Source organism: Shewanella sp. Actino-trap-3, from assembly GCF_002836275.1.
Lineage (GTDB): Bacteria > Pseudomonadota > Gammaproteobacteria > Enterobacterales > Shewanellaceae > Shewanella > Shewanella psychromarinicola.
On sequence record NZ_PJCE01000001.1, the window covers coordinates 4,151,808 to 4,174,487 of the forward strand.

Genomic DNA, 22,680 nt, shown 5'->3' on the forward strand with positions numbered 1-22,680 from the left:
GGCGTAAAAGACGCCATATATGGCGTGTTTGCGGCCCTTAAAAACGGGTATATTTAGATATGCTTGATACGACTACGTAACTGGCTTTGCTTCCTCTCTTGTTACATCCTCGCCGTTGGGCTCCTTTATAGGAGCCCATTTTTTTGCTCGTTATTTGGTGAACACATGATCCGTAAAAAAGTGTATATTGCGGGGCCAATGTCTGGTTTGCCAGATTGTAATCGCCACGCATTTAACTTGGCTGCACAAGTGCAAAAGTCGTTAACCCATATTGTGCTTAATCCAGCCGCCTTACCTGTGGGGTTATCTGAACCTGAATGCATGCAGATTGGGATAACCATGTTGATGTGTGCTGACATGATCTATCTGTTGGACGGTTGGGAGCAATCACACGGGGCAAGGGCAGAGCATGCATTAGCGCAAAAGCTTGGCTTACATATTGTTTACCAAGAGGGCATTGATCATGAAATAGCATTAATTGGATTATCAGCTGATGAATATTAAATCCCGACTCTTGGCGCTGGGTTTAACCGGTGCCTTACTTACTGGCGGTGTTTTAGTTGCTACTGGTGAAGGTGAAGTATTACGCACCTATGTTGACCCTGCAGGTATTGAAACGGCCTGCTTTGGTCAAACTGGGCATAACATCAAACAGGGCATGGTGTTCACTAACGAACAGTGCCTAGACATGCTGGCTACTAGCCTTAAAACCTTTGACCGTGAATTGGTTTCACTCACCCCGCCATTAAGCGAGGGTGAACACATTGCTTACCTGAGTTTTATTTACAACGTTGGGGCCGAGGCTTTTGGGGCTTCTACGCTTCGTAAAAAGTTGTGGGCAGGTGACCGCGTTGGTGCATGTAACGAGTTGCCGAGGTGGATTTATGCCAAACGTAAAAAGTTACCAGGCTTAATTAAACGCCGCTCAAATGAGCGGCGTTATTGTTTGAGGGACTTGTAATGTTTAATGATTTTAAAACCACATTGCTGTTATGTGCAGTGCTTGTTATGGCGACGGTGATTGTCGTTGGGGCCTTAGGTATTACCTCACTCAAAGCTAAGAACGGCACGTTAAGCCATGACTTGCTGCAATCGCAAGTGAGTGTTGAAGCGCTATTAAGCAGCAACGACAACAAAGATGAACGGATTAAAACGCTTGAACGTGATCACCGCATTATCACCGAGCTAAACACGTCGCACCGCAAGCAAGTAGCCGATCTTCAATCGACATTAGACCACAAACTAGTACGCGCTAATCAGCTAAGGACATCAAACCATGAGCCAACTAAAACATGGGCTAATACTGATTTGCCTGGTGATGCTCTGCAGCTGCTCAAGTAAACCAATTGTCAAAGTGGTAACAAAAACGATAACGGTTTATGTGCTGCCACCCCCTGACTGGCTTGAACTTTGTGATACCCCACGTTTTATCGGGTCCTCAAATCTCGATTTACTGAATCATTCCCTTACTCAAACCAACGCGCTAGCAACTTGTAATGCAAACATGCTGCGCCTACAACAATGGCGGCAGCAATATGAGCATAACGACTGACCTAAGTGCAAAACTCACATCGTTATTGTCTTACATCGCCTCGTTTTTTACCGCTGCAGGCAGTTATGTGAACGATATGGATATTGGGGTATTAGTCGGCGTGTTGTGTGCTGTGTTTACCGCGTTTATTAACTGGTTTTATCAGGCCCGTAAGAGACAGGGTGAAAAACACATACAAACGTTGCAAGCACAATTACTCGCCAAACAATTGCAGCATATTGAACAAGAACGATGTAGCCATGTGTTAGATGATATTCACAAGGACTAGCTAATGGCACGTATTCAATCACCCGACGCCGAGCCAGTGCTACTGAACAAAACCGACCTGTGCAAAAGTTTGGGTATTAGTACCCAGGCGTTCGATAAATGGGATGTGCCAATACACAGTAAAAAAGGCCGTGAGTGTTTGTACACCATGAGCGACGTGGTGGGTAATCGCGTGGCTAATGAGCGTAAAAAACATGTAAGCAATCCAACGCCCGAAGATAACGATAAACCCAATATCGAGTTTGAGCGTTACCGCTTAATCAAAGCGCAAGCCTACGGCCAAGAGCTAAAAAACGAAAAAGACGGCAAAGAAGTGGTCGAGGTGACGTTTTGCTCGTTTGTGCTTAGCCGAATAGCCGCGCAAATATCGCCGGTACTGGACCAAATACACATTCGTGTAAAACGTAAATTCCCCGATATGCCTGAACGAACCATAGACGCTATTCGCGCTGAAGTGATTAAAAGCCAAAACACCGCCGCTGAACTGGCCAACGGCATTGAGGATTTATTAGATGAATATATCAGAAGCACAGATTAAAAATTTGAAAGCTGCTGTCGCTGCTGGCCTTAAATCGTTTTATCGTCCACCTATGTTGACCTGTAGTGAATACGCCGACACGCATTTTTATATGTCGTCTGAATCGTCTTACACCGAAGGCAAATGGGAAAGCTTACCGTTTCAAATCGGCATATTAAATGCCATGGGTAACGACCAAATCACCACGCTGAACATTATGAAGTCTGCTCGTGTGGGTTACACCAAAATGCTGATGGCCAATGCGGGTTACAAGATAGAACACAAAAAACGTAACGTGCTGATATACCAGCCGCGTGACGGTGCCGCCAAAACGTTTATGAAAAAACACGTTGAAACCGCAATACGTGATATGCCGATTTGGAAAGCCCTAGCGCCGTGGATTGGCCGCAAGCATAAAGACAGTACGTTAGAAGATAAAATTTTTACCAACGGTAAAACCTTAATGGTGCGTGGTGGTACAGCCGCGGCTAACTACCGTGAAATATCAACTGATGATGTTATTTACGATGAGTTAGCCGGTTTTGATGAGTCAATCGAACACGAAGGTAATGCCACATCGTTAGGTGATACCCGTGTTGAACTGTCGTTGTTTCCTAAATCGATACGGGGTTCAACGCCTAAAGTATTAGGTACCTGCCAAATTGAAAAGGCCTGTAGCGAAAGCCAGTACCAATTTAGATTCAACTTGCCTTGCCCACATTGTGATGAGCTGCAGCATTTAAAGTGGGGCGGTAAAACTGAACCCTTTGGCATTAAGTGGCAAGGTAGCGACCCAAAAACCGCCTATTACGTGTGCGAGCACTGCGGTTGCTGCATTGAAAACAATCAACTGCACGACATGGAAGAGCACCCCAATGCTTTATGGATATGCGATAAAACGGGCGTTTACACCTCAGACTTTATTTCATTTTTCGACAAAGACGGCATCGACTTTTTAACCCCTGAAAACATCTCGATTTATATCTGGTCGGCTTATAACACGCTTAACAGTTGGGCCAAGCTAGTCACCGAGTTTTACAAAGCCAAAGGCGATAAGGAAAAGTTACAAACCTTTGTTAACACAAAATTGGGCCAGCCGTGGGACAACGACAACGGCGAACGCATTGAGTGGGAAGACTTAGGCCGCCGCCGCGAAATGTACCCCAACGGCAAAATGCCCGATTGGGTTGTGTATTTAACTTGTGGTGTCGATACCCAAGACGACCGATACGAAGGCCGTGTTTGGGGGTGGGGCGCAGGTAAAGAAAGCGCCCTAATCGATAGGTTTATTTTGTACGGCGACCCAGCAAGCCAAGTGCTGCTGGATAAAGTTGCGCTGCGCTTAAACCAAAGTTACCCCCGTAACGACGGCATTGTGTTGAGCATTGGCACAACGTGTTGGGATTCGGGCGGTCACTACTCCGATACCGTTTACTCAATGAGTAAAAAGCTGGGTTTGTTCCGCGTGGTACCCATTAAAGGCGCCAACATGTACGGCAAGCCGATCGCCAATTTTCCTCGCAAGCGAAGTAACAAAGGTGTGTATTTAACCGAGGTCGGTACCGACAACGCCAAAGAGTTGATCATGGCCATGATGCGCACTCAACCCAGTGTTGATACGCGTACACCTGGTGCAATTCATCTGCCACTTAACGACAGCATTTGTGATGACACCGAACTGCAACAGTTAACGTCTGAACGAAAATTGCCGACACGCCGCGACGGTCGCATTGTTTATCGCTGGGAAGCAGGCGGCAGACGTAACGAAGCACTCGACTGTTTTGTGTATGCCTTGGCTGCACTGTATATCGCTATTGATCGGTTCGGCATTAATCTCGAATCGCTCAGTAAAGTGATAACAACCGACAATCAAAACGAAGCATCAACCGAAACATCCCCACAACCCAAAAAATCGAAAAAGAGCCAAGCCAATAACTGGCTAAACGGTGGTTCGGTTAAATCAGGAGGCTGGCTGTAATGTCAAAGCAACAAGCGGCAGACATGGTCGCGCTGTATATCGAAGCCGAAAAAGATGTACTAGCGGGTAAGTCCGTCAGCATCAACGGCAAGATGATGAGTACAGAAGACCTAGAACAAATTCGCCGCGGCCGTATCGAATGGCAGCGCGCCCTAAGCATTTACACCCGTCCTCGGGGCACCACACTCGCCCGATTTGGCTAGGAATCAATATGAGCATTATTAACGATGCACTATCGTACATAGCCCCACGCTGGGCACTTAATCGTGAAGCGGCTGCAATGAGTTATCGCAACCTTAAAGGTTACGAAGCTGCCAGTCCAAGCCGAACCCATAAAGCTAATAAAGAGGGCCGCGGCGCAAACCAAGCGGTATTTGCTGCAGGTAAAAGCCTGCGCGAACAAGCGCGCTGGTTAGATGAAAACCACGACCTCAGCATTGGTATTTTAGACCGAATGGAAGAACGGGTAATAGGTGCCCAAGGCATTGTGGTTGAGCCTCAGCCCCGCAGTATCAGTGGTGAAATCCTTGACGAACTAGCCAATGACATCCAGCGCCGTTTTGCTGCATGGTCATTAAAGCCTGACGTAACAGGTCGCTACACACGGCCAGAGCTTGAACGCTTAGTTTTACGTACCGCATTGCGCGATGGTGAAGTATTCGGCCAGCAAGTGCGTGGCAAGATGGCTAAGTTTGGTCATCCCAACCCGCAAGGCACTCAATACAGTATTGAAGCGTTAGAACCTGATTACATTCCGTTTGAACTTAACGATGTATCAAGCCGTGTTCGCCAGGGGTTAGAGGTTAACGGATGGGGGCAAGTGGTTAATTACCATGTGCTGCTTGATCATCCGTCTGACCAAATTGGCTTTCGCTACAAAACTAAAATCGTACCCGCAAGTAACATGCTGCACCTTGGCATGTTTAAGCGTTTGCACCAGTTACGCGGTATCAGTATTTTTCACGGTATTTTAACGCGCCTTGGCGACATTAAAGACTATGAAGAATCTGAACGGGTAGCAGCTCGTATTGCTGCCGCCTTAGCGTTTTACATCAAACGCGGTGACGCCAGTATGTTCGGCCTAGATGGTGATGCCAAGGCTGACCGCGAAATCAATATTGCACCAGGCATGACCTTTGATGATCTCGCCGTCGGTGAAGATGTCGGCATGATTGAGTCAAATCGACCTAACGTGCATTTAGTCGATTTTCGTAATGGTCAGTTAAAAGCCTGTGCCGCGGGTACCCGTGGCAGTTACTCGAGCATTGCCCGTGATTATCAAGGCAGTTACTCAAGCCAACGCCAAGAACTGGTTGAACAAGATGAGTCGAACCGCATTATGCAGCAATGGTTTTGTGCCGGTTGGGCGCGGCCAGCGTTTCGTAATTGGTTGCAAATGGAGTTAATGAACAAGCAAGACCCCTTAGCAATGCCGCCAGACTTAGACATCCGCACCTTGTTTGATGCCGTTTATTACGGGCCTACCATGCCATGGATTGACCCCCGCAAAGAATCCCAAGGTTGGGAGATGATGATAGCCGGTAATGCTGCCACCGAGGCTGATTGGGCGCGAGCCCGTGGCCGTAACCCAAGCGAAGTTAAACGCCAGCGTCAACGTGAGGTGAAGTTTAACCGTGAAAACGACATGGTCACGGGTAACGACCCAGAACCAAAAAACGGAGAAACCCAAAGTGAAAAAGACACAACTAAGTCTAGTCGCGGCCGCCATGATGCTAATGCCAAGCGCATCAGCGAGCTTGACCGAGAGTAAAGAAAAACGCGGTATCTACAGCATGAAAGGTGCTGCAAATGGCGTGGTCGAATTGATTTTATATGGCGACGTTGGCTGGGACTTTACCGCTAAACAAATCGCCACTGACCTTCGCGCAATGGGAAAAGTGTCGCAGATTAAAGCTTACATTCAATCAGGTGGCGGCGATGTGATGGACGGCATGGCCATTTATAACATTCTTGCTCGTTGGCCTTGCCAAAAGTCGATTTGTATTGAGTCGGTAGCAGCATCAATGGCCAGCGTGATTTGTATGGCATTCGACACAGTGATTATGCCGTCAAATGCCTTTTTGATGATCCACAGTAATTGGGGTGGTGCAGTTGGTACCGCCGATGACTTACGTGAATATGCTGACTTGCTCGATAAGTGGCGCTCAAGTATGGGTAAGGCTTATCAAGACAAAGCCAGTGGCAAGTTAAGTGATGAGCAGCTCGCACAATTTTTCAAAGAAGATACTTGGTTGTCGGCACAAGAAGCGGTTGATCTTGGGCTAGCAGATGAAGTGATAGAACCGATGCAAATGGCTGCATCAATTAATTTTAAACGACTGAAGGACTTTAATAATATGCCTAAAGCATTACAAACCCTGCTAGCACAACAGGGCAATATCGGTGCTACCAACACGCCTGCGCCAGCAGCCACTATCACCCCAGCCGCATCGGTACCAGCACCAGCTGCACCGTCGCAAGCTGATATTCAAGCGGCGGCTATTGCATTTAATACTGACCGTATTACCGGCATTAATGCCGCGTTCGTAACGTTCCCGCAATTAGCTGAGCTTAAAAACAGCTGTATTGCCGATGCCAACATTAATGCCGAAAAGTCGAAAGACCTTATCTTGGCTAAGCTTGGTGAAGGTATCACGCCGTGCGCCCAGTTGCCTCGCTCCACTATACACTCGAGTAACGGTAACATCGTTGGTGACTCAATTCGTGCTCACCTAATGTCACGGGCTGGTTATGAAAAAGCCGAAGCATCGAACGGTTATACAAGCTATAACTTGAAAGAGTTAGCGCGAGCATCGCTTGGTGATCGTGGTATTGGTATGGCTGGGCTTAATCAAATGCAAATGGTTGCATTAGCGTTTACTCATAGCTCAAGCGATTTTGGCAATATCTTGTTAGATGTGGCTAATAAATCGGTGTTAAAAGGTTGGACTGCATCGCAAGAAAGTTTTGAGCGTTTCACGCGAAAAGGACAGCTTAGTGATTTTAAAGTCTCTAAACGTGTTGGCTTGGAAGAGTTTGGCAGCTTACGAAAAGTCCGTGAAGGTGCTGAATATAAATACATCACCTTAGGTGACAATGGTGCTGATATTGCGCTGGCTACTTACGGGGAACTGTTCTCTATTACCCGTCAATGTATCATTAATGATGATATGACCGTTTTGACGACCATCCCTGAAAAAATGGGCGCAGCTGCTAAAGCAACCATTGGCGATTTAGTGTTTGCTATCTTAACAGGTAATCCGATGATGGCAGACGGGAAAAACTTGTTCCATTCTGGACATAAAAACTTAGGGGCCGGCGCACCAAGTGCGGAAAGTTTAGCTGTATTAGCTGAGCTAATGGAAAGCCAAACCACAGGAGGTAAGAAGCCAAGGGCATTAAACATCATGCCTGAGTTTGTGTTGTGCCCACCTAACCTTAAGCGCACGTTAACTCAGATCATCAAGTCTAGTTCTGTTAAAGGCGCTGATATCAACTCAGGTATTGCTAATCCAATGCAAGATTTTGCGGAAGTAATTTCAGAATCTCGTCTGAAATTAGATAGCGATAAGGCATATTACCTTGCTGCAGGGCAAGGTAATGACACCATTGAAGTGGCTTACCTTGATGGTATCGACACTCCATATATTGAACAGCAACAAGGGTTCACTATTGATGGCGTCGCAACCAAAGTTCGTATCGATGCAGGTGTTGCCCCGCTTGATTACCGTGGTTTAGTTAAATCAACTGGTGTGTAACCTAGCTAAAAACCTCATACATTCCACAACAGAAAAGGCCGCGACCTCGCAAGAGTAGCGGCCTTTTTAATGGCAAATTTTTAACGTAATTGGGAAAAATCCTTATGAAAAATTGTGTAGCAGATGGTAATACCATCGACTTTATCGCCACGGCCGCCGTTGCCAGTGGTGAGCCCGTGTTATTAGGTAAATTGGTTGCTGTGTCGTTAGGCGCTGTTGCCATTGGTGAAGCGGGCGTCGGTGCAACCGAAGGCGTGTACGAATTGCCAAAAGTGACCGCCGATGACATTACCCAAGGCGGGCAGGTGTATCTAAAGGCAGATGGCATGATCACTAGCGTTGCATCGGGTAATACCTTAGCGGGTAAAGCATGGGCCGATGCGGCCAACCCGAGTGATAGCGTTTGGGTGAAAATCAATGCTTAGCATTGAATCGCGCTTTGCCACTAAGCTGGCGCGAGCCTTTAAAAAACTGGCAGCTCCCTGCCAGTTTATTCCCGCTAATGGCAACCCAGCTTACAGCCGAAGTGTTCACCTGCCGCCAACCGAAATAGATCGCAGTAATGAATACTTGCTTGAGCCTGTCCATCTTGCTGAGTTTTTAGCGCAAGAGGGTGCGGTAACGGCTGATGATGTGTTTGAGCTTAACGGCAAACAATACCGCATCACTCAATTGAACGAACGCGACGAGATAACAGTGAGTTTTGTTTACTTGGAATTGTAGGGGGAGTTGTGGCATTAACAATCACAGGTTTTGATGCCGTTGATCGCGAGCTTAAACGCATGCGGGCTGAGCAATCCCCTGCAATTAATAGTGCCATAGATGATGCTGTTAAATTTGGTAGTCAGCTTGCTGTAGATGCAATATTCAACAAATACGGCTTTAAGTCTAAGTCGTATGTTGAGCAGCATTTCAGTGTCAGCATTAACCCCAAAACCCTAACGGCATCAATTAGCGCAAGGATGCGTGCCAGCACCTTAACCCGTTTTGCTAGCCCTCGTTATAAAGTGGGTAAGCGGGCTGCAAGGGTAGCCGGTGGCTTTAGCATTAACGTTATTCGAAACCAACCCGTGTGGTTTAGCGGTGCGTTTACTGTTATTGGCCGCAACGGCAATCAATTAATGTTTAGTCGCAAAAAGGGTGACAACTCTTGGCGCAACTTGAGTGAACAAAAAGCGTTATACGGCCCTTCAGTGGCAGGCAGTTTTGGCTTTATGCGTGACGATTTAGAGCCACCCATTATCGCCCATCTGCGTAAAAAATACGGCCAATACGCTAAGTAGTCTTTACCAGGCATCGAGGTACCCATGATCCAAACTCTTTTAGACCGACTTAAATTGGTTGACGGTGCAACTGTGCGAGAAGGATTTTACACCCAAGGGTTAGCCAAAGAGTCGCAGTTTATTTTTTTGCAGCCCTATACCGATTTATTCGGTGCTAAAAATGGCATTAACCCTTACCGCGACGAGCTTAACTTACAAGTGGTTGCAGGTATCAATTTAAGCAAATCGACCACCCCAACCGCCGAGCTAATCAATTTGGTTCGCGACATTCGCGACGCGTTCTTTGAAGGCGAACGCACCGCCGAACGGCCATCGTGGTTACCACAAGTGATTAGCTTTAAAGAAGCTGAACCCTGTAAATACATTATGCCCGAAGCCCACGAAAAACATGGTCTGGCGGTCATCACCCTAACCCTAGTTCAAACCGTTAAATTCGGAGAAAAAACAACATGAACGAAACAGTAGTAGAGAGTTATATCGGCACGGGCATCGTGTATGTCAATGGCCGCGATGTGGGTAACGCCAGCGGCGTTAAAATTGCTATCGAGCAAGAAACCAAAGAGCAGAAAAACTATCGTGGCGGGGGCGGTAACACTGCTGAAATTACCGTTATTAAAGCCGTTGGCTTGTCGATGACACTAAACGATTTTAGTAACGCCAACTTAGCGTTAGCACTGCGCGGTAAAATCGATGTGTTAACGGCTGCACCTGTCACAGCAGAAGTGCTTATCGCCGTGTTAGACGGTTTAGCTGATACAGCCAAAATGATTGATACCGACATTCCTGCTGTGGTTACCGACACTGCAGGTACCACAACTTACGATGTTAACACCGACTACATTGTCAGTGCGGCAGGTATTCGCGCATTAAGCACCGGTGCTATCACGGCAGCTGAGTCGCTTAAAGTCACTTACACCAGTAAAGCAGGTAATGCATTGCAAGCACTGGTTGAGTCTGGCCAAGAAGTGAAGGTGGTGGTGGACGGTATTAACGACGTGACCGGCAAGCCAAGCGTGCTCAAGTTTTACCGCTGGAAGCCTACCCCAACCTCAGGACTAGACTTAATTGGCGACGATTTCGGGTCATTCGACATCGAAGGCGGCGTACTTGCCGACAGCAGCATTGTTGCGACTGGTAAGTCTAAGTTCTTTGTGCGTAGCGCAGCGTAAATCGTTTTACCTCAACGACCCACAGCACTTTCTTACCACTTGAGTGTTGTGGGTTTTTTATTTTATTTTTTAACGCTAATTTGGTGATGTATGAGTTTTAAAGACCAAGTCATTAACCTGATCATTCAGGGCAAAGATTTATTTTCAAGCGAAGCCAAAAAGTCTGAAAAGGCGGTTGCTGAATTAGCATCACAAAGCGAAATTTTAAATGCGCGCTTAAAAGAGTTAGAAGATTTACAAGGCGCGGCGGACTCAATTGATGGGTTAACAGCATCAATCAGTAAAGGTGAAAAAGCCTATAAAGATAATTCTGTTGCGCTCGACAAGCTGGTTACCGAGCAAAAGGCTGCAGTTAAAGAATTAAAGCAACTTGAGGCTGCTCAAAAGGCGGCAGAAGGTTCAACCAATCAACTTGAGCAAGAATACAATCAAGCTCAAGCGGCATTGGTTAAATATGAAACCGAGCTACAACAAGCCCGGGTTGAAGTAGCCAAGCTTAGTACCGAACAACAACAAGGTGCCACGGCCAGCAAAGAACAAGCCGCTGCATTAACCAAAGCCAGTACCGATTTACAAAAATTAACTAACGAACAAACAGGCGCAAAAAATGCCGCCACCGAACTGGCAACTGCATTAGATACCCAACGCCGCGAACTGCTGCAAGCCAGCGCCGCGACAGATAACGCTAGTCGCACTAAAGCGGAATACACGCTTAACGTTAAAACCGCCCGCAGTGAGTTAAATCAACTAGCTAGAGGCTTAAACAAAAATAAAACCGAACTAGATCAAAATACTGCCAGTTTAAAAACTGCCGGCATCAGCATGGACAATCTAGCTGATGCAACTAAGGATTTAAAGCAACAACAAGCTGCTGCCGAAACCGCATTAGGCGGGGTAAACACTAGGCTTGAAAAGCACAACAAGCTATTAAATGAGTCGAAAAAGCAAGCCGGTGATTTTGGTGGCAGCATTAAAAGTGCTACAGGGTCACTGGTGGCAATGGCCGGTGCTTACATTGGCGTCGATAAACTGTGGGAAAGCCTAAAGTCGATTTTAACCGCGGGCGATCAGGCCGCCGCGTTCGGCGCACAAATGACCGCCATGATGGGCAGTATTGCCAGTGGTGAGCAAGCAACCCAATGGATTAAAGAGTTTGCCAACAATACCGGAACCCGTTTAGATTCGGCTAAACAAGCTTTTGCATCGTTAAAGACATTCGGTATCGACCCCATGAATGGCAGCTTGCAAGCCATGGTCGATTACAACGCCCGCTTAGGTGGTAGTCAAGAAAAGCTTGAAGGCATCATTCTTGGTGTAGGCCAAGCGTGGGCTAAGCAGAAGTTTCAAGGTGAAGAAATACTACAGTTAGTTGAGCGGGGTATACCTGTTTGGGACTTGCTTGAAAAAGTCACTGGTAAAAATGCGGTTCAACTGCAAAAACTGAGTGCTGCTGGAAAGCTTGGCCGTGATGTTATGCAGAAGCTATTTGATGAAATGGGCAATCAGGCCACTGGCCAAGCATCAAAAAGCCTTGAACGATTAAGCGGTCAAGTTAACTTGATGTCTAACAAGTGGACCGAATTCAAAACCATTATTGCTGATTCAGGCGCTTACCAGGTGGCGGTTGATTTTATTCAATCGTTAAACGAAAAGTTTGACGAACTCAATAAAAGCGGCCAAATAAAACAAGCTGCGCAAGATATTAGCGACTTTTTTACCACCATGATCCGTGATGGTGGCGCCAGCATTACCGCCACGCTTGAAAACATTGCCGCGTTTGCTCGGGCATTAAATGTGATTAGTGGCTCTTTGCGCTTGGTGTGGAACGGCATCACTGCAGGCCTATCGGCTATTGCCTTGGTTGCTACATCATCGTTCGCAACGGTCATTGATGCCTATGCATTTATGATTGAAAAGCTCGGTGGTGATGAATTAGCCGCATCAATTCGCCAAGCATCGGGTGCGATTAAAGCGATTGCTGAAGGTTATAAACAGCAAATTGAGCAAGACAGCAAAGATATTAATGCTGCTTGGCAACAGATAACGGGTGAAGTTGAGAGTGCGGCAAACAGTGCCTATAAAGCAGCTGGTGATGCCGCAACCAAAAGCGCCAAGGTGCAGACTGATGCTGCTAATAAAGTGGCTGATGCTCAAGATAAGCTAGCCGAGTCAACTGACGATCAAACTAAAGCCATTGATGCTTATGAAGCAGCAATGAAAGAAGCAAATGTAACTACATTAAAGTCTTTACAGGATATAGCTGCTAAGGCAAAAACAGCTTACGACCAAGTTAATGAAGCTGTTAAAAATGGTGTTGGCTCCACTTATGACGCAGAACAAGCATTTTTAAAATACGCTGAAGCATCGATTAAAGCCGCTGCTGCTGGTGATACTCAGGTCGATGCGAGTATTCGCCAGCAAGCCGCTAACCTCGGGCTAGCTGATAATATTGATGGGTTAATTGCTCAATATCAAAAGCTAAAGCAAGCGCAAACGTCGATTGGTGAAAGCGGCCAACAAGCTGAACAGCATGTAGAAAGCTCAAGCACTAACATTGGTATTAGCATTCAGAATACCATGGGCGTGATTGTTAAAAGCGCTCAAGATGCTGGTTCTACATTAGCCAGTGTTGCCAAATTTTTCACTGACTATTTAAAAAGTGTTACAGCTGAAGTCGCCGAACTCAGTACGGGTGCAGTCGCTTACTTTAAGTCGATACTATATGGCCAAAGGCTGGTTACTGACTCGAGTAGTGAGTTAGAAAAAACCATTCAGGTTTATAAAAACCTGACGGGTGAGATTGGTGATCTGCTCGATGTGCAAGCCAAGTCTATCGATTTTACTGGCATTAGTAATTTTGCCCGTAAAGCCGAAATAGCAGGTAAGCAAGCCCAAGCAGCCTATTACAGTCAGCGTATTGAGCTGCTTAAAATGGTCGATGCCCTCAATGCTGCCGAAAGTGGCAACATTGGCTTAGTCGATAGCGCCCAACGTGCGGCTAACTCAATGAACTTGATGAACGATCAAGACTTGGGGGTGCTTAAGTCAGCTATTGATTCGGCAAAATCAAGCATGGACTCGTTGCGTGATAGTGCCCAATCAACCCTTGATACGTTGCAAGACGAACTAGACGGCTACCTTGGCCGTCAAGACGAAATCGAAAAGCGCCGTTATCAGCAAGAGCTAGCCGATATTAAAACCCAGTTAGCTAAGGCTGAATCAACGGGCGACAAGACACTAATCACCCAACTGAAAGAAGCCGAAAAAACGCTAAACAAGGTTTACGCTTATCGCACCGCTGAAATCAAAGCCCAACAAGCGGCCAGCGAAAAACAAGCCATTGCCGATGCCGCTACCACCAAACAGCAATCTACCGCCAGTTCGGTGCAAACCAATGTGACTACCCAAACCCAGCCAACCATTACAACGGCCGCCGCGAACAGTAGCGACACCGTAGTGCTGCAGCTGCAAGTGGGTAACCGCACATTTGATGCGCAAACCAAGCGCAGTATTGTGAATGAACTGGTGGCCGAGATTAAGCGTTTGCAGTCGGTGGGTGGTTAGCCGCTCGTTTGCAGTAACACTACATAAAGAGGCGCTATGTTTAACACCACTATCGACACTATTGTGTTGACCGAACCACTGCTGTGGCTTAATCGCAATAACACTCAACGAGTCGCGGCCAATATGAAGCGGGCACTTAACGGTGCCCCGCATATTCAACAAACTGTTATTCCCGCGGGTATTACGTTGGAGCTTGGCAGCAAAAACAGTTGGATGCTTCGCAGTGAGTTCGAGCAGCTGCAAGCCCACGCTGCCACCAAGCTAACCGAGTTTACGATTAACCACGACGGCACCGTCATTAACGTGATGTGGGATAACACCCAAAGCAACGTGATCACTGCCGATGATGTTGACGAAGAACTGGGCGCGTATCCGCTGCTAACCAATGTGGTTTTACGATTTATTACGCTTTAATTCACTTAGTACAGGTGGCCCATGACCATTTCCCGCGCCAATTTAAAAATATTTAAACCCGAATTATTAGGTTCAAGCGATGACGCTGGAGGCCAGCGTACAAAGTTAGAGGTTCAATCAGGTGAGCTTAATGAACTATTTAGAGCGATATCTGATATCGACCACTCTCAATCAGCGGTTGATATTGTTAAATGCTATCCAGCGTTAGCGACTGCAGACACCGCCGTTTTGCTTGATGGCCATGTGTTTATTAGTCAAAAACCAACTGATGATTTAGTGAGTTTATTACTCGCTGAAACTGAGCAATTAACTGATGCTGATCGCATGACTGATATGGTTGAAATCCTTGAATCATCGGTTGTGGCAGGGCAGTTAATACGCAATCGTTTAATTGGCTTATTAGATGGACAAGATAGCTTTCCACGCGCTTATCTGCAGTCGATTTATCAATTCAATGGTAAAGAATATTACGAAACCATTCGTTTGGCCCAAGGCCAAGTCATCGTTATTTCAGTTGAATACGAGGGCAATGAAAATGCAAGATGGCCTCGCTTTGAGCACTTTTGCCAAATTCAAGAAAGCGTATTCGGTGGCCAAGGTGGCGTGGTGAGCTTTAAGCCGCCAATCCCGTTAGATACTCCCAATTATGATGTGATTATCAATGGTGAATCGGGTTGCACTAAGCTGCGCTATGTTAGCGAAAATGATGGAATTACCTACCATGGGATCACTGAGTTAACGGCTGAGTCTACCAGCGCTGTAATAGCGGTTGCAGAAACCCAAACAGAGCTATTACCCAAGGTAAAAACGATTAGTCTAAGTGCAGGCAATAGTATTACCGTTGGCAATGATAATGATGTTGCCAGTGGGCTTATTTATAAGTCTGTTACTGTTCCTGCAGAAACAGGCAAAAGTACCTATTTATATACAGTCAATGATTTACTCGATGATCCATTTTTTGCCGCCAATGGTTTGCAAAATATTGCCGTGATTGGCGCTTACGAGTGGGCTGCAAATATCAGCATTACTGGCAATACGGTAAGCGTTGTTTATAGCCGCGATGTTAGAGATGGGCAAACCCTTGGTATCAGTTGGTATTCATCATTACGTTACAGTATTTATCACAGTGCTAATGTGTTACCAGGTGCGAAAAAATTAGTCGTTGGTAGCGTGTCTGCTATTGCCACCTTTAATGATGGTAATTACGGTACCAGTGAATTAATCGAAATGACCGGCGGTAACCTGCGTGAATCAAATGGCTATAAATTAGCTAGCATTGATTACCCCACAGGTGCTATTACTAAAAACATTGATGCTAGAGGTGATTTTAGTGTCACTTTTGATGCAATCATAGAAGATGAGGCCATTAGTGATAACACGGCATCATTTCCCCTCAGTGTGACTGAGCCCATTTTAGACACCTTTTATTTAACCATTTCAACTGTGGGTGATACGTTGCTCAGTGCAAGTAGCGATAGCAGCGGCACAGTGACGGGTAACGGTATTAGCGGCACGATAGTCGATGGTTATGTCAGCTTGTCATTTACGCAGAACGTTGACTTAACCACACTGCGCTATGACATAGCTGAAACTGTGACGTTATCGCCACCCCCTGAGCTTTATGGCTTAAATCCACTGCGAATTAAAAACAATGGTGTCGTGAATTGCTTTACTCCGTGGAAAAATATTTCAGTCCAACATACTCAAACTCAGCTAGTGAGCAACCCTGCAGCAGCACAAACCTATAACGTAAGAGTAAATGCTCGTTTTGTTGATATTACCGATGCGATGAGTAAAAGCCTGTGGACACTCGATAATCAGCATTACAGCGTAGTTAAAGCCACGGGTGTTGTGACGATTAACAGTGACTTTAGCGGCTTTACTGCGCCATTTTTACTGACAGACAGCATAGGTGAAACGGTATTAGTGACCGAAGTTAAACCCAATGCCTTAGTGCTTGCATCAGCATTAACCCAAACTTACCCCATTGGTTCAACCGTATCGAGTGTGCAAAACCTTGGCGACTTACAAGCCCGGGTTGGCATTGTTCGAGATATGACTTCTTGGTTAAATAATTGGGATCAAGATGGTAGCGGTGCAACCGGCAATTTAAACGTGGTCGATTTTCCGATTGAAGTGGTGAACAACAATGCGACTAATGAAGAATGGGTGTTGATATTCACTAGCCCCACTGCATTTAGATGTGTTGGTAAACGTCTTGGTCAAATCGCCACTGGCGACACGATAAATGACTTTGCGCCAATCAACCCGCTAACACTAGTGCCGTATTTTATTATTCGCGCAGGCGCATTTGGTGGCGGCTGGCAAGCGGGTGAAGCGATTCGCTTTGCCACTTATGCTAGCAGTAAACCTGTAATGCTACTGCGCTCAGTGCAAGCTGGGCACAGCGAAATTAATGAGGATCGCCCTGTTTTGGCGTTCCGTGGTAACGAATCTTAATAGGGGTTTATATTATGGGTTTACCAGTAAAAATATACCGTTGGGATGATGTGGGCGCTCCTGGTCTCACCGATGCTCGTACTAGTAGTATCATAAACGTATTTAAAAAAGTGTTGGTTGAGGGTTACGGTACTAAACAGCCGCTTGGTTGGACCATTGATCAAGAGGATGCTCAAAACTTTAAAATCGCTTTTCGCAACTCAACCGTGAGCGGTAGTGGTGGTCGTTTTATCCTTAGTGGTCACACAGGTTTCGATGATATCTTGGGTATGAGGTGCCAATCAGCAATTGATATGGTTGATTTTAATAATCTCATTACTGCTGGATACAAACAGGCTTTTAAAATATTTCCAAACTCCGTTCAATACCCTAATACAAAATGGATTGTTATTGGTAATAGCGTTGGTTTTATATTCATTAGTGATTATGAGGGTTCATATTCTAACGATAATGCACGACATATAGCCACAGTATACGCGGGTGATATCACACCAACAACCCCAGCAGATGTTGGTGTGTTTATAACATTTGCGTCACCTATATCAACTTCGCATACACCAGTGACAGACACCAGTGGTGCTGGTGGTGGTTACGGTCAGAATTTGGGGTTTTATTCAGGCGCTACCGCTGCTCAACTGATCGGGGGCGCTTTGTTAATGCCAGATACTGATTTAGCCTCTAATCAATCACAGTATTCTTTAGCTAGGTATTTGCGAGACACCCCCTGTGGTCGTGATTCACCAAGTGGTTTACCTAGTTATAACGTTATAACTAACATCAATGTTAATTATAATATCCCTTATGGCGGTGCGGTTGATAGGGATGGTATTTCAATAGAAGTTAGTAACACAAGGCCAGTTAGTCGAGGTTTTATCAAAGGTGTTTGTGAGATTCTCATACCAATGGATAAATCGAAAACATGGCCGTTTTTTGTAACATACGAAAACGTTGATTATTTTGTAATGCGAAACACACAACCTAACTCACCTAGTATAACGTTAATAAGCTTAGGTGATTGGTGATGATTAAAATTGTGCAATCAAACCAACCCCTGTACCGTGGTTTACTGCGATTAGACATTGACGAAAATTCAAAGTTATTATCAATACAAAATCGGTTAAATAGTGCCGTGGTCAGTGTTACAACTAAGGTTGGTTTGTTCTCGTGTATTGTACCGACCAAATATACGGTAGACCCAAGTTTAAGTTTAACGATGACTAGTGACTTAACTTACCAAGCAATAGTTACTGATGGTCATACAGCTGAATTAATAAACATTAGGGATGTAGTAAACAATGTCTAATTTAGTATTAGTTACACTATCGGCCTCGCATGGGGCAGTAACTCAGACAAAAGCTATGCTTGAGGGTTTGGGTCATACGGTGACGGTTGTGTTGTCATCAGCCGCAAGAACTAACCAGTTGGTAACCTATGACTTAATTGTATGGTGCAGGGGTGATGATAACGCTATTTATAGTGCTGAGGTTGTTGGTGCAGTAGATCAGGGAACCCCTTTGATTTGCGCCACAGCGGGTGCTGTAACTACATTTAATTACCTGCCTGTGCAGGAACTCGATTTAATCACAGCTTCATTTTCACAAGGCCCAAATGACCCCACTCAGAGTTCTATTTCGGTATTAATGGAACATGAGTTAATTAACGGACTTGGTTCAGTTGGTAGCGGAATTTCGGTTTACCCATCCAACACCTATTTAATACCAGCACAAGAATCTAAATTAGTTTCTGGTGCTATAAAGATAGCAGCAAGCGCAAGTGATAACACAACAATATCGCTTGCATTATTTCCTATGGGTACACTAAATTCCCAAGGTAACCCAATTGCCGCCACTGTGTCTTTTGTACCTTGGGTTTACGGTTTAAATGGTTATACCGCCGCCGCCAAAGAAATAATACGCCGTTTGATTTTATTATCATTAGCGGGGTCTAAGGTTATATCAGGCGTGATAACTGATAGTAACGGCAACCCCGCCCAACGTAATGTTATAGCGGTTAACCTTTTGACAAATAAGGTGAGTTTCGTAGCCCAAAGTGACATAACGGGTGCGTACTCATTAACGGTGCCTGATACCGCTAATTATGCCGTAGTGTGTGTTGATGATGTTGCTGCACCAATGGTTTATGTAGCATGATTATAAACTTTGATTTCACAGGTAAACCACCTTACGTTAAACCAGCGTTAACCCAATTTAATTTCAACTTTAGTGGTGTTGTAGAACCACCTGTTCCAGTTGGTGACCTTATAGGTATTGAGTGTGGCATTCGGTGGAGTCAGGCAAAAGATATTGAGCGTCAACTGGTATTAACTGAACATGCAGAAAAAATCGCTATTGCCGTTGATTTTGTTTGTTCTACACCTGATGTTATTGAACAATTCAGCCAATTGTATTGGATGTCATTCAATGGATTAGAGGTTAATTACAGCCCGTTTTGGGCGCTAAAGTCTAAAGTTAGGAGCAATATTACCGTTAAATGGTCACAACCTAATATTCATGAAATGAATACTACAGTAATATGGAAAGCACCTAATGATCATCAGTTAAACAATATTATTCCTTGGTTGAATATACCAGCATTACAACTGCTTTCTAGTATCGTATGGCATGATGGAAGCCCACAGCATATTAATTATGTTTTTCATTATCGTGGCCTAGTCTGTGATGGACAGCATCAAATAGGATGGGGGCTAAATGGGCCGCGCTGGATTTGTTCAACCAATTATCGCCCACCTCGGGCGGGGTTAATCACTATCCGTTTTGATGAGCCATTGACTCAAAAAAACAGTCCAAAAGTGATCCGCTTTACGCCATCATCCGAGTATTGCTACTTTGACGACGGCGGCGGTTTGATTGATGCCAACCCAAGCTTACCCAGCCTTGATTTTGAAATCCCCATTGAACCACAACTGCGCAGGTATTATTTAATGCAGCCAACCATAACGTGTGTGCGTGTGTCTGATGACGTACCGATTGTGATCAGTAATATCAGTATCAGCCGCAGCCGTGGCCAGTGGGCCAGTTCGGTGAGTATCGATTTTTCAAGTCACATCGATGCCAGCCGCGCTGAAAACCAACTGCTTAAAGTCGGTATTAACGGCTATGAGTTCTTTGCCTTAGTTGAACAAACCAGTGTAAGCAAAGTGTTTGGTAATGCGACCTATCGTGGAACGGGCCGCAGCCGCAGCGCCGAACTTGCTACGCCATATGTATTGCCGATCAGTTATACCAATGCAACATCACGCAGTTTTGCTGGTTTACTTAATGATATGTTGCAGTTTACAGGTTGGACAATCGCGCTTAATGGCATCGTTGATTTTAACGTACCTGCAGGCGCGTTTAGTGTTGGCAATAAATCGCCCATTGATGCAGTGCAAGAAGCCGTTGCGCAATTGGGTTGCATGTTGTTATCTAATGATGAAACCAAAGCATTAACCGTGGTGCCACGTTGGCCAACAGTGCCTTGGTTGATGGATGGGGTAACACCAGACTTAACCGTGCATGATGCGGTGATCACCAGTTACAGCGAGTCAAAAGAAATTAGTCCCGAGTGCAACGTGGTTTGGCTTCGCGGTGAGCAGCAGGGCATTAGCGCAAAAGTAAAACGCGCTGGCACTGCCGGTAATATCGCGACCGATGACATTAGCGCTCAATTGATAGTTGATAACCAAGCCGCCCGAACAGCCGGTACCAACGCACTGGCCGACACGGGCAATAAGCTTAATATCAATATGAGCTTACCCATCATGGCCGACTTACCACCCGCAACACCTGGTATGTTGATTGGTATTCGTGAAGGTGTTGATGTGTTCAAAGGTACCTGCGATTCAGTGACGATCAGCGCATCGGTTAGCGATACCGGCGACATCGATATCGAGCAAACTATCACCGTCGTTCGTCATGTGGCATAACTTGTTGTATCAGCAATTGTATAAGGAGGGATAATGTTAAAGCAGTTACAACAAAGCCTAAGCGCCCCGCGGGTGATCATGACGATTAACACTGTCAACACCGATGGCACCGTCACCGCCAGCACTGCCAGCAACCACACTCAACGGGTAATAGGTTCTGGCAATGTTGGCGATCACATCTATGTTCAAGACGGCAGGGTGCTAGGAGCAGCGCCCGACTTGGCGTTTGTCGAGATAGAGGTTTAGTAAGTTACACAGATGATCACAGGTTATTTATGCATTAACCTGTGAATAAAGCCGTAGAAATACGCAAACCTTGCCATTACAAATCAATAAGATACCCAACCTATTCAGTACGTTTTATTTCTACGCTTTTAGATTACTACATTGAATTTAATAACAATTAACTCTCACTCCAAAACCGATGGTTGCGAGTTCGAGTCTTGCCACCCCTGCCAAATTTAGAAGGCCTAGCAGAAATGCTAGGCCTTTGTCGTTTCTAATATACCCGTTTTCTAAACCTCTTTTCCCATTCCACTCGTATTATCCCGACCACACCGTTTAGAGTCATTTCAATATAATCTTTCTCCTATGTGGATCTAAAGTGCCATTGCAGTTTGCAGTAAAATTCAGCAAGTTATGATTATGACGAATTTGGATATTGCTGAAATGAGAAATAAAAAATACGGTCTAACTATGCAGCTTCTTGCTCTGTGTTGGACCTTTTGGATGCTACCTGTTCAAGCCGCTGAGATGCCCTATGTCCCGCTAACAAGTTTTGGAGATAACCCTGGAGCCCTAACAAGTTTTTATCTCCCGGTTAGTGAAAACTTGAATGTTCCGGGTACTGGTAATGCTTCTTTGATTGTCTTACTTCATGGCTGTATTCAAGATGGCGTGGAACTGGCTAATAAAAGTGGATTGACATCTTTAGCATTGGAAAATAATTTTGCGGTTTTAGTTCCACAACAAAGTTATCAAAATAATGTGAAACGTTGTTTTAACTGGTTTGCGAGTCAAGATACACAGCTTGATAGTGGCGAAATGCTGTCAATAAAAAATATGATTCTGGCTACTCAAGAGAAATTAGCTACAAAGCACGTATATGTGATCGGACTGTCTGCTGGCGGCGCTATGGCTAGTGCTGCACTCGTCAATTACCCAGACTTATTTCAAGGCGGCGCTGTTATTGCTGGGTTGCCATATCCTTGTGCCGATAATCTTATCAAAGCGATATCTTGTATGAAAGAAGGTCCGTCACAATCGGTTGAGGAATTAGCTCAATTTGCCAAAGCAATACATCCTCTGCAAACTCGCTGGCCTTCATTAAGCATTTGGACTGGAGACAGTGACAATGTCGTCAACGCTAATAATGCGCAAATGTTAGCTTTTCAGTGGCAAATATTGACTCAATCTGACACTAACCCAACTGTCACAAATGAAGCTGGCTACAGTATTTTTCGGTGGAAAAATGCTCAAAATAAGGCGTTAATAGAACTTATCACCATCAAAGATTTCGGACACGGAATTGCTGTCAATCCAGATATTAAACATGGTGGAGAAGAGAGTGACTTTCTACTCAGAGCGCCAATAAGTAGCGTTACTGAGATCATTAAGCTTTGGGGAGTTTAATTAAGGTATCTTGATAACTTAATGTTTTTAATATGTATTAGCTTAATATTTTTAGAATTTATAGACCAAAACACATACTACTATAGTACCGATTCAATGCTGTTGAAAATGCTATACAGTCAATATGTGAACAGTTAGTAGTAAACCAACACGAGTAGTAA

At 45.2% G+C, this 22,680-nt stretch carries 23 protein-coding genes; all 23 read left to right on the forward strand.

Features of this window, described 5'->3' with window-relative positions; translation table 11 throughout:
• Window positions 1-165 precede the first annotated feature (165 nt).
• The 23 genes from CXF80_RS18130 to CXF80_RS18240 all read left to right on the forward strand — a co-directional run bounded on the left by CXF80_RS18130 (window position 166) and on the right by CXF80_RS18240 (window position 22,519).
• Window positions 166-504 (forward strand): DUF4406 domain-containing protein, encoded by a 339-nt coding sequence (locus CXF80_RS18130; RefSeq protein ID WP_101034300.1) that lies wholly within the window; start codon window positions 166-168, stop codon window positions 502-504.
• Complete coding sequence (locus tag CXF80_RS18135) at window positions 494-961, forward strand: lysozyme (RefSeq protein ID WP_101034301.1); 468 nt, start codon at window positions 494-496, stop codon at window positions 959-961. Before CXF80_RS18130 ends, CXF80_RS18135 begins: the two co-directional genes overlap by 11 nt.
• Window positions 961-1,341 carry a hypothetical protein gene (locus tag CXF80_RS18140; protein ID WP_101034302.1) on the forward strand — a complete coding sequence of 127 codons (381 nt, stop codon included), beginning with the start codon at window positions 961-963 and terminating at the stop codon, window positions 1,339-1,341. The genes CXF80_RS18135 and CXF80_RS18140 overlap by 1 nt, the downstream gene beginning before the upstream one ends.
• Complete coding sequence (gene lysC / locus CXF80_RS20835) at window positions 1,319-1,552, forward strand: Rz1-like lysis system protein LysC (protein ID WP_443019062.1); 234 nt, start codon at window positions 1,319-1,321, stop codon at window positions 1,550-1,552. The genes CXF80_RS18140 and lysC overlap by 23 nt, the downstream gene beginning before the upstream one ends.
• A complete protein-coding gene (locus tag CXF80_RS18145; protein ID WP_232772167.1) occupies window positions 1,536-1,820 on the forward strand; it encodes an HP1 family phage holin in 285 nt (94 codons plus the stop codon). Before lysC ends, CXF80_RS18145 begins: the two co-directional genes overlap by 17 nt.
• A 3-nt stretch (window positions 1,821-1,823) precedes the next feature.
• Window positions 1,824-2,357: a terminase small subunit gene (locus CXF80_RS18150; RefSeq protein WP_101034304.1), complete on the forward strand. Its 534-nt coding sequence runs from the start codon at window positions 1,824-1,826 to the stop codon at window positions 2,355-2,357.
• Window positions 2,332-4,314 carry a phage terminase large subunit family protein gene (locus CXF80_RS18155; protein WP_101034305.1) on the forward strand — a complete coding sequence of 661 codons (1,983 nt, stop codon included), beginning with the start codon at window positions 2,332-2,334 and terminating at the stop codon, window positions 4,312-4,314. The genes CXF80_RS18150 and CXF80_RS18155 overlap by 26 nt, the downstream gene beginning before the upstream one ends.
• Window positions 4,314-4,517 carry a hypothetical protein gene (locus tag CXF80_RS18160; RefSeq protein WP_101034306.1) on the forward strand — a complete coding sequence of 68 codons (204 nt, stop codon included), beginning with the start codon at window positions 4,314-4,316 and terminating at the stop codon, window positions 4,515-4,517. Before CXF80_RS18155 ends, CXF80_RS18160 begins: the two co-directional genes overlap by 1 nt.
• A gap of 8 nt (window positions 4,518-4,525) precedes the next feature.
• Window positions 4,526-6,085 carry a phage portal protein gene (locus CXF80_RS18165; protein ID WP_101034307.1) on the forward strand — a complete coding sequence of 520 codons (1,560 nt, stop codon included), beginning with the start codon at window positions 4,526-4,528 and terminating at the stop codon, window positions 6,083-6,085.
• Window positions 6,006-8,072, forward strand: coding sequence for a ClpP-like prohead protease/major capsid protein fusion protein (locus tag CXF80_RS18170; protein WP_232772169.1), 2,067 nt, complete (start codon window positions 6,006-6,008; stop codon window positions 8,070-8,072). The genes CXF80_RS18165 and CXF80_RS18170 overlap by 80 nt, the downstream gene beginning before the upstream one ends.
• A gap of 104 nt (window positions 8,073-8,176) precedes the next feature.
• On the forward strand, window positions 8,177-8,497 hold the full coding sequence (locus CXF80_RS18175; protein WP_101034309.1) for a DUF2190 family protein: 321 nt from the start codon (window positions 8,177-8,179) through the stop codon (window positions 8,495-8,497).
• Entirely contained in the window at window positions 8,490-8,795 is a 306-nt protein-coding gene (locus CXF80_RS18180) for a hypothetical protein (protein ID WP_101034310.1), read from the forward strand. Before CXF80_RS18175 ends, CXF80_RS18180 begins: the two co-directional genes overlap by 8 nt.
• Window positions 8,796-8,803: 8 nt before the next feature.
• On the forward strand, window positions 8,804-9,355 hold the full coding sequence (locus CXF80_RS18185) for a hypothetical protein (protein ID WP_232772171.1): 552 nt from the start codon (window positions 8,804-8,806) through the stop codon (window positions 9,353-9,355).
• A 24-nt stretch (window positions 9,356-9,379) separates the two neighbouring features.
• Window positions 9,380-9,808 carry a hypothetical protein gene (locus CXF80_RS18190; RefSeq protein WP_101034311.1) on the forward strand — a complete coding sequence of 143 codons (429 nt, stop codon included), beginning with the start codon at window positions 9,380-9,382 and terminating at the stop codon, window positions 9,806-9,808.
• Window positions 9,805-10,524 (forward strand): hypothetical protein, encoded by a 720-nt coding sequence (locus tag CXF80_RS18195; protein WP_101034312.1) that lies wholly within the window; start codon window positions 9,805-9,807, stop codon window positions 10,522-10,524. Before CXF80_RS18190 ends, CXF80_RS18195 begins: the two co-directional genes overlap by 4 nt.
• A 90-nt stretch (window positions 10,525-10,614) precedes the next feature.
• Window positions 10,615-14,088 carry a tape measure protein gene (locus tag CXF80_RS18200; protein ID WP_101034313.1) on the forward strand — a complete coding sequence of 1,158 codons (3,474 nt, stop codon included), beginning with the start codon at window positions 10,615-10,617 and terminating at the stop codon, window positions 14,086-14,088.
• Window positions 14,089-14,124: 36 nt separating this feature from the next.
• Window positions 14,125-14,502, forward strand: coding sequence for a hypothetical protein (locus CXF80_RS18205; protein ID WP_101034314.1), 378 nt, complete (start codon window positions 14,125-14,127; stop codon window positions 14,500-14,502).
• A gap of 21 nt (window positions 14,503-14,523) precedes the next feature.
• Window positions 14,524-16,962 carry a hypothetical protein gene (locus CXF80_RS18210; protein WP_101034315.1) on the forward strand — a complete coding sequence of 813 codons (2,439 nt, stop codon included), beginning with the start codon at window positions 14,524-14,526 and terminating at the stop codon, window positions 16,960-16,962.
• A gap of 14 nt (window positions 16,963-16,976) precedes the next feature.
• Window positions 16,977-17,984 (forward strand): hypothetical protein, encoded by a 1,008-nt coding sequence (locus CXF80_RS18215; RefSeq protein WP_101034316.1) that lies wholly within the window; start codon window positions 16,977-16,979, stop codon window positions 17,982-17,984.
• 273 nt (window positions 17,985-18,257) lie between these two features.
• Window positions 18,258-19,112: a hypothetical protein gene (locus CXF80_RS18225; protein ID WP_101034318.1), complete on the forward strand. Its 855-nt coding sequence runs from the start codon at window positions 18,258-18,260 to the stop codon at window positions 19,110-19,112.
• Window positions 19,109-20,887, forward strand: a complete 1,779-nt coding sequence (locus CXF80_RS18230) for a hypothetical protein (RefSeq protein ID WP_198554793.1) — start codon at window positions 19,109-19,111, stop codon at window positions 20,885-20,887. Before CXF80_RS18225 ends, CXF80_RS18230 begins: the two co-directional genes overlap by 4 nt.
• Window positions 20,888-20,920: 33 nt before the next feature.
• Window positions 20,921-21,133: a hypothetical protein gene (locus CXF80_RS18235; protein ID WP_101034319.1), complete on the forward strand. Its 213-nt coding sequence runs from the start codon at window positions 20,921-20,923 to the stop codon at window positions 21,131-21,133.
• A gap of 399 nt (window positions 21,134-21,532) precedes the next feature.
• Entirely contained in the window at window positions 21,533-22,519 is a 987-nt protein-coding gene (locus tag CXF80_RS18240; RefSeq protein WP_232772173.1) for an extracellular catalytic domain type 1 short-chain-length polyhydroxyalkanoate depolymerase, read from the forward strand.
• Window positions 22,520-22,680 lie beyond the last annotated feature (161 nt).

Coding starts and splice junctions, on each gene's coding strand:
- CXF80_RS18205 (WP_101034314.1), top strand. CDS start 14,125: ATGTTTAACACCACTATCGACACTATTGTGTTGACCGAACCACTGCTG.
- CXF80_RS18240 (WP_232772173.1), top strand. CDS start 21,533: ATGACGAATTTGGATATTGCTGAAATGAGAAATAAAAAATACGGTCTA.
- lysC (WP_443019062.1), top strand. CDS start 1,319: ATGCTCTGCAGCTGCTCAAGTAAACCAATTGTCAAAGTGGTAACAAAA.
- CXF80_RS18140 (WP_101034302.1), top strand. CDS start 961: ATGTTTAATGATTTTAAAACCACATTGCTGTTATGTGCAGTGCTTGTT.
- CXF80_RS18150 (WP_101034304.1), top strand. CDS start 1,824: ATGGCACGTATTCAATCACCCGACGCCGAGCCAGTGCTACTGAACAAA.
- CXF80_RS18215 (WP_101034316.1), top strand. CDS start 16,977: ATGGGTTTACCAGTAAAAATATACCGTTGGGATGATGTGGGCGCTCCT.
- CXF80_RS18180 (WP_101034310.1), top strand. CDS start 8,490: ATGCTTAGCATTGAATCGCGCTTTGCCACTAAGCTGGCGCGAGCCTTT.
- CXF80_RS18190 (WP_101034311.1), top strand. CDS start 9,380: ATGATCCAAACTCTTTTAGACCGACTTAAATTGGTTGACGGTGCAACT.
- CXF80_RS18230 (WP_198554793.1), top strand. CDS start 19,109: ATGATTATAAACTTTGATTTCACAGGTAAACCACCTTACGTTAAACCA.
- CXF80_RS18135 (WP_101034301.1), top strand. CDS start 494: ATGAATATTAAATCCCGACTCTTGGCGCTGGGTTTAACCGGTGCCTTA.
- CXF80_RS18130 (WP_101034300.1), top strand. CDS start 166: ATGATCCGTAAAAAAGTGTATATTGCGGGGCCAATGTCTGGTTTGCCA.
- CXF80_RS18165 (WP_101034307.1), top strand. CDS start 4,526: ATGAGCATTATTAACGATGCACTATCGTACATAGCCCCACGCTGGGCA.
- CXF80_RS18200 (WP_101034313.1), top strand. CDS start 10,615: ATGAGTTTTAAAGACCAAGTCATTAACCTGATCATTCAGGGCAAAGAT.
- CXF80_RS18175 (WP_101034309.1), top strand. CDS start 8,177: ATGAAAAATTGTGTAGCAGATGGTAATACCATCGACTTTATCGCCACG.
- CXF80_RS18160 (WP_101034306.1), top strand. CDS start 4,314: ATGTCAAAGCAACAAGCGGCAGACATGGTCGCGCTGTATATCGAAGCC.
- CXF80_RS18155 (WP_101034305.1), top strand. CDS start 2,332: ATGAATATATCAGAAGCACAGATTAAAAATTTGAAAGCTGCTGTCGCT.
- CXF80_RS18225 (WP_101034318.1), top strand. CDS start 18,258: ATGTCTAATTTAGTATTAGTTACACTATCGGCCTCGCATGGGGCAGTA.
- CXF80_RS18145 (WP_232772167.1), top strand. CDS start 1,536: ATGAGCATAACGACTGACCTAAGTGCAAAACTCACATCGTTATTGTCT.
- CXF80_RS18195 (WP_101034312.1), top strand. CDS start 9,805: ATGAACGAAACAGTAGTAGAGAGTTATATCGGCACGGGCATCGTGTAT.
- CXF80_RS18235 (WP_101034319.1), top strand. CDS start 20,921: ATGTTAAAGCAGTTACAACAAAGCCTAAGCGCCCCGCGGGTGATCATG.
- CXF80_RS18210 (WP_101034315.1), top strand. CDS start 14,524: ATGACCATTTCCCGCGCCAATTTAAAAATATTTAAACCCGAATTATTA.